3 protein-coding genes and 1 pseudogene are annotated in these 6,651 nt (G+C 60.2%); all 4 read left to right on the forward strand.

Annotation, left to right across the window (positions count from 1 at the left end; all coding sequences use genetic code 11):
• Positions 1–82 precede the first annotated feature (82 nt).
• Positions 83–877 (forward strand): hypothetical protein, encoded by a 795-nt coding sequence (locus tag ABIE20_RS26960; protein ID WP_429508560.1) that lies wholly within the window; start codon positions 83–85, stop codon positions 875–877.
• Between the two features lie 437 nt (positions 878–1,314).
• Positions 1,315–1,923 (forward strand): tail assembly protein, encoded by a 609-nt coding sequence (locus tag ABIE20_RS26965; RefSeq protein ID WP_429508562.1) that lies wholly within the window; start codon positions 1,315–1,317, stop codon positions 1,921–1,923.
• Between the two features lie 56 nt (positions 1,924–1,979).
• Positions 1,980–6,428: a TipJ family phage tail tip protein gene (gene gpJ / locus ABIE20_RS26970; protein WP_429508564.1), complete on the forward strand. Its 4,449-nt coding sequence runs from the start codon at positions 1,980–1,982 to the stop codon at positions 6,426–6,428.
• Positions 6,428–6,651: pseudogene (locus ABIE20_RS26975) on the forward strand (hypothetical protein); the annotation flags it as partial. The gene gpJ and the pseudogene ABIE20_RS26975, both read left to right, overlap by 1 nt.

A 6,651-nucleotide genomic window follows, 5' to 3' on the forward strand; every position in this document is an offset into this window, starting at 1 on the left:
TCGCGGGGTTTTGGTACTGGCATTCCGAAATCGCCCGTTCGGGTGGTAGAGTTTCCCGAATCTGAACAGGGATGCTCTCGATGTGAACCTCCTAGATGCCATTCAGCCGTACCTTTACGGCCCCGATGACACCATTAGTCACCAGTACGATCCGGTAGCGTATCGCCTCACTGTTGAGGATAAGCTCAGCCTAGAAAAGGCCATCTTGGTCCGTGGCGCAAAAGCAATTGAGAACGTTATCAAGGGCGGAGCAGTGCTCTACCAGCGTACGCCTCAACGCTTCTCTGGCGAGGATGAGGCCTATCTTCGCGGTTTGTTCGCTCCGGGAACCGAGACTGCGGCGCCGTGGAGCGGACCTGATCACATCGTTGTCAGTCAACATGATCCAGACCCCAGTGGCGTCATCATGGTGGAAAGCTACTCACCTTTTGAGGATCGCTTCCTGTGCTTGCCGTACTCGAAGAAGCTGGATGGCGCTGACGGTATTGCTGCTTATCAGTTTTGCGCGACGATGCAAGCTCGAAATTCTCTTCGCGTACTGCAGCAGCACGGCCGCCTGGAGTCATTGCCGCTTGGGAAACTCCCAAAAATAGCTAGGCATGAATGGCAAGGGATATGGGTGCCAACAACCAAGCATAGGAGAGTGTTTGCACAGGGAGGGCAGATGGCGTCAGAGATTGGCCCTATCGCCGCAGACGGAGGCGACTACCTGAGGTTTCTTCTCATAGTGAAAACGGTCGGCAAGTTGAAGGCCCCAATATCAGAAAAACGCAGGCTGCTATCTGAGGTTGAGCGCATGAGAGGGCAGGCAGGAACTCACTTCAGCGTCTTTGTCGACAAGGCTTACATGAGTCTTGAAGATATGATGAAGCTTTGAAGAAATAGACGATTTACTCCAGAGGGAACAAGATGCGAATTCTGATAAGTATGTTGGGGCTGATGCTGCTGGTGGGGTGCACGACTGCCTCTGATTTGAAGTCCGGCGCCCCAGTCTTTGTGGGCAACACGAATAAAACGAGTAAACAGTATGCTCTATGCGTTTACCCCAAGTGGCAAGATTTAAACCTGGGTTCGACTATGTCGGAAACGGAGAACGGCTACCGCTTGGTGATGGGGAGCTCGGCAACAGGGCAAACTGATGAGCTGCTTGAAGTAACAGCGAGCGCCGAGGGGGCTAGGGTCACCCATTTCCAGAGGATTGCTTGGCAGCAACTTGGCCGGGGCACTGTATCTGAGGCAGTAAAAACTTGCCTGTGAGGCAAAAATTCCTACCAAGCCGCCATCAAGGCGGCTTTTTTGTTCTTGGAGAAAAGCATGTCAGCTCTGGCCATTTGTTATCAACCTCTTACTACTATCCGTCTGTTCGGCCAATTGCGGCAGTTTGGGAAGAGCTATCGATTGGCTGTCAGCTCACCAGCTGAGGCAATCAAAGCCCTGTGCGTTCAGATTCCTGGCTTCGAGCGCTTCCTTTCAAATGCCAAGTCTCGTGGTCTTGAGTTTGCAGTATTCCGAGGAAGAAGGAACATTGGGGAAGGCGAGCTCACTTATCAGGGAGTAGGGGAGATACGGATCGCCCCTGTCGTCGTTGGTAGCAAGCGCGCCGGTCTACTCCAGACAGTCATAGGTGTAGTCATGATCGCTGCATCATTTTTCGTCCCGGGCAGCACGCCTGCCGCCCTAGCAGCAGCAAACGGCTTAATGGCAGGGGGTATTGCGCTCTCGGCAGGCGGTGTCATCCAGATGCTCAGCCCGCAAGCCAAAGGCCTGAAGACCAGCGCTGCCCCTGAGAACACTCCGGGCTACGCCTTCGGCAGCGCCAAGAACACCACGGCCAGCGGCAACCCTGTACCGCTCTGCCTTGGGCGCAGGCGATGGGGTGGCGCGGTTATCAGTGCCGCGATCTACGCCGAAGACCAGATGTAACCCGCACACAGAACACCGACCGCCACCTGGCGGTTTTTTTACGCCTGGAGGAAAGTATGGGCGCAGCACTGCAACTGGACATAACGGGTGCTAAGGGCGGCTCGGACAAGCCTAAACAACCAACCGAAGCGCCGGACAGCCTGCGCTCGGTCGCCGTGGCAAAAATGCTGATCGCCGTGGGCGAGGGTGAGTTCGAGGGCACGCCAACTGCTCGTGACATCTACCTGGACAGCACGCCTCTAGCCGATCCGACCGGCAATCTGAACTTCCCGAACGTGAAGTGGGAATGGCGCACCGGCTCGGTGGAGCAGGGCCATATCCCGGGCATCCCGTCGATCGAGAACGAGATCAGCGAAAGCGTTGAGCTGCGTAGCGACAACGCCTACATCCGCGCTATCGACAGGTTGGAGCTGTCTGCGATCCGCCTGCGCTTTGCCTGGCCAATGCTCCAGTCGATTGACGAAGGCGGCAACGTCAACGGCTACCGGATTGAGTATGCCGTGGACCTGGCCACCGACGGCGGCGCCTATCAGCAGGTGCTGCTGGAGGCGGTCGACGGTAAGACCACCAGCACCTACGAGCGTACCCGTCGCATTGATCTGCCGAGGGCCACCAGTGGCTGGCTGCTGCGCGTCCGCCGCCTGACGCCCAACCAAAACAACAACAAGATTGCCGACACCATGCAGATCGTCGGGCGCACTGAGGTAATCGACGCCAAGGTCCGCTACCCGAACACCGCGCTGCTGTACATCGAGTTTTCTGCCGAGCAGTTCCGCAACATTCCGGCGGTCACCGTGGACTGTGACGCACGTAAATTTCAGGTGCCCAGCAACTACGACCCGCGCACCAGGGTTTACACCGGGGTCTGGGACGGCACCTTCAAAGAGGCCTGGACCGATAACCCGGCCTGGCACACCTACGGCATCACCGTGAACGACCGTTTTGGCCTGGGCCGGCGGATTAAGCCCTGGCAGGTCGACAAGTGGGAGCTTTACCGGATCGCCCAGTACTGCGATCAGTTGGTACCGAACGGAGAGGGCGGCCAGGAGCCGCGCTTCATCTGCAACCTGAACCTGCAGAGCAAGACCGACGCCTGGAGCCTGTTGCGCGATATTTCGGCGATCTATCGGGGCATGACCTACTGGGCGCAGGGGCAGGTCTACAGCCTGGCCGACATGCCGCGGGACGCCGACTTCGACTTCGCCTACACCCGGGCGAACGTTATAGACGGCAAGTTCACCTACTCGAGCGCCTCAGAGCGCACGCGCTACAGCCGCGCCCTGATCAGCTACGACAACCCGGCGAACAGCTACGACACCGATGTCACCTCGGTGACCGACCAGAAGCTGCAGCGCCGCTATGGCGATAACGTGCTGGAGATCAGCGCAATTGGCTGCACCCGCGAGTCGGAGGCCCAGCGCCGCGGCAAATGGGCGCTGCTGACGAACTCACGAGATCGAGGTATCACCTTCAAGGTCGGGCTCGATGGGCGCATCCCGCTGCCGGGCTATGTGATTCCAGTCGCGGACGAGTTGCTGGCGGGCCGGCCAATTGGCGGGCGTATCGCTGCTGTATCCGGCCTTACCATCGGCTTGGACCGTGACACCCAGGCCAAGGCCGGTGACCGATTGATCCTCAACCTGCCAGATGGCACCTGCCAGGCGCGCACCGTTCACTCGGTGAGTGGCCGGGCTGTAACGGTCACCACCGCCTACTCGGTGGCGCCTGAGCCCGAGCTGGTATGGGCGCTCGACGCCGACGACCTGGCGGTACCGCTGTACCGTGTGACCAGCGTGACCCGCCCAGAGCCTGGCGTGTTCGAGATCAGCGCGGTGCAGTACGACCCAAGCAAATTCGCGCACATCGACACCGGCGCCCGCCTGGAAGAGCGGCCGATCAGCGTGATCCCGATCACCGTCGTTCCGCCGCCGGCGAGCGTAGCCCTAACCTCTAGATATGCCGTGGACCAGGGTATCGCGGTCAGCACCATGACCATCGCCTGGCCAGCCGTTAATGGCGCTGTGGCCTATGACGTGGAGTGGCGAAAGGACAGCGGCAACTGGATCAAGCTGCAGCGCACAGGCACAACCTCGGTCGACGTGACGGGCATCTATGCCGGCGCCTACCTGGCCCGTGTGCGGGCGGTGAGTGCCTTCGATATCTCATCGATCTGGAAGAGCTCTAGCCTCACGCAGCTGACCGGCAAGGCCGGCCTGCCGCCGGCGGTGTCGTTCCTGAACACCACGCCACTGGTCTACGGCATCAAGCTGACCTGGGGCTTCCCTGCTGGCGCCGAGGACACCCAGCGGACGGAGATCTGGTACAGCAAGACCACCTCGCGGGACGACGCGATCAAGCTGGGCGACTTTGCCTATCCGCAGGCCGAGCACGAAATGCACGGCCTGGCTGCTGGGGTCTCGTTCTTCTTCTGGGCGCGCCTGATCGACCGCACCGGCAACATCGGCCCGTGGTTTCCGACTGGCGTTGGCGTCAACGGCCAGTCCAGTTCTGACCAGAGCGAGTACGAGGAGTACTTCAAGGACAAGATCGGCAACGGCGCGCTGTACCCAGTACTGCGCGAGGAGATCGCGCTGATCTCTGGCCCGCCGACCCTGCCGGGATCGGTCAACAATCGTCTCAAGGAGATCAACGACCAGCTGCAGGAGCAGATCGACGCGATCGGCGACGTGGTCGACGCGCTTGAGTACGACCCGGCCAAGGCCTACGCCCAGGGCGACAACGTGCGCCAGGGCCAGCGGTTGTATGTTGCGATTCAAGCCGTGCCAGCTGCCGCTGGCGGTGGTAACGCGCCGCCGAATCCAACCTACTGGCTCGACATCGGCCAGGTGGCCAGGACGGAGAACGGCACCGCGGCGCGCGTGACCGTGGTGGAGACCAAGGTAACCGAACAGGACGGCAAGCTGACGGCCCAGGCCCAGCGTATCGATGGTGTTCAGTCGAGCCTTGACGGCAAGGCAGATGCCTCAACGGTGAATACGCTGGCCAACCGGGTGACCCAGACAGAGCAGGGGCTGACAAGCCAGGGCTCGGCCATCACCGGGCTCACCAATAGCCTGCAGACCACCGACAGCAAGGCCACCGCTGCGCAGCAGGCAGTTCAGGCGCTGAGCAACACGGTCAGTCAGCAAGGCAACACGATCACCAGTCAGGGGACGGCGATCACACAAATCAAGTCGTCAATTGGCCAGCAGCCGGACAACCTGGTGCTCAAGGGCAACTTTGAGGACGGGATCGCCGCGCCGTGGGGCGCTGCCACAACGACAGTGGTTGCCACAACGGCGCACCCATCAGCAGGGAAAGCTATTGCGTTCTACGAGGCCAGCTTCTGCGGCCAGGACCAGAACATCCTCACCGCGCCTGGTGAGCAGTTCGACCTGTCTGCCGATGTTTACCGCGCTGAGATGACTGCAGGGCAAACCGGTAGCCTCCAGCTCCGTTTCGCCGACAAGAATGGCGTGAACCTCGGCTATTTCGACGCCTTTACGTTCTCCGCTGGCGGTGGGTTCCAGACCTTCAAGGGACGGATCACCGCGCCTGCCGGGGCGGCGTCGGCTCGGTTTGTTTCTCGCCTGCAACCGGCAGGGGGCAGGGCGCTGTGGTGCAACATCGTTGGCCGCCGGGTAACCGCGGCGGATTCAGCGAATGCGGAAGCGGTCTCGAGCCTGAGTTCGACGGTAACCCAGCAGGGCACAACGATTACCAGCCAGGGCCAGGCGATCACCAACCTCACCAGCAGGGTAACCAGTGCCGAAGGCGTCAACAGCGCCCAAGCCCAGGCGATCAGCCAGCTCGATACCAACGTCACCCAGCAGGGCAACCAAATCACCGCGCAGGCTACTCGCCTGGACGGCCTGTATGTCCAGGTGAACCCAGAGCAAGCGGGGACCACCGAAGGTTTTGCTGGCAGCAGTTCTAGCTCGGTTGGGGTCTGGTCCGAACAGTCGGGCCGGATTGAGGACGGCATCGCTACGGGCCAAAGGATTGACACCGTGCAGGCGCAAGCCGGTGAGGCAAACGCCTCGGTCCAGATGCTGAGCGAGGTAGTGGCGGGTGTCGATGGAAAGGTTTCCGCTCAATCGACATGGAAGACCGAGACGAACTCAAACGGCAAAAAAGTTGCAACCGGTATCGTTCAGGGAAGCAATGGCGAGGTTGGGGAGATCCTGCTTTCCGCCCAGCGTGTTGCCATCATCGATGGTATCAACGGCGTGGAAGGTAACCTGTTCGTTTTCCAGAACGGCCAGCTCTTCGTCAACCAGGCATTTATCAGCCAGGCGTTCATCAAGGAGATCGTGCTCGGCATGACATTGCGCTCTGCGGCGGTCAACTCGCAAGGGTTGCCGCTGCTGGAGATCAACGTGCCAGCTGGGACGCTGACATTGCGCGGACAGACGGCAGATGGTTCGGTGTTGCTCAACAACTACGGCCTGTATGTCTACGACCTGAACTACATCGAGCGCACAGGCGTGGGGAGGATGATCTGATGGCGTTGTACGGATTCAGGACCAAGGACGCAGCGGGGGTGGTCACTTTCGACACCTCTGTCACACCTATCCGGTCCCTGAAGATGATGACAGTCACCGGGGACGGCAGCTTTGACCAGTACATCTCAATTCCGGAGATTCAGGCGCAGTCATTCGTCGTTGTCGACTCCCTGGAGGACCGGGGGGAATTCACTTATTCCCCTGCCGCCTGGTACTCGGCCGG

Origin of the sequence: Pseudomonas sp. 2835 (assembly GCF_050435905.1) — a bacterium.
Lineage (GTDB): Bacteria > Pseudomonadota > Gammaproteobacteria > Pseudomonadales > Pseudomonadaceae > Aquipseudomonas.

What these genes read in the sequence shown, in the direction of transcription:
- ABIE20_RS26965 (WP_429508562.1), top strand. Translation starts at nt 1,315, where the DNA reads ATGTCAGCTCTGGCCATTTGTTATCAACCTCTTACTACTATCCGTCTG.
- gpJ (WP_429508564.1), top strand. Translation starts at nt 1,980, where the DNA reads ATGGGCGCAGCACTGCAACTGGACATAACGGGTGCTAAGGGCGGCTCG.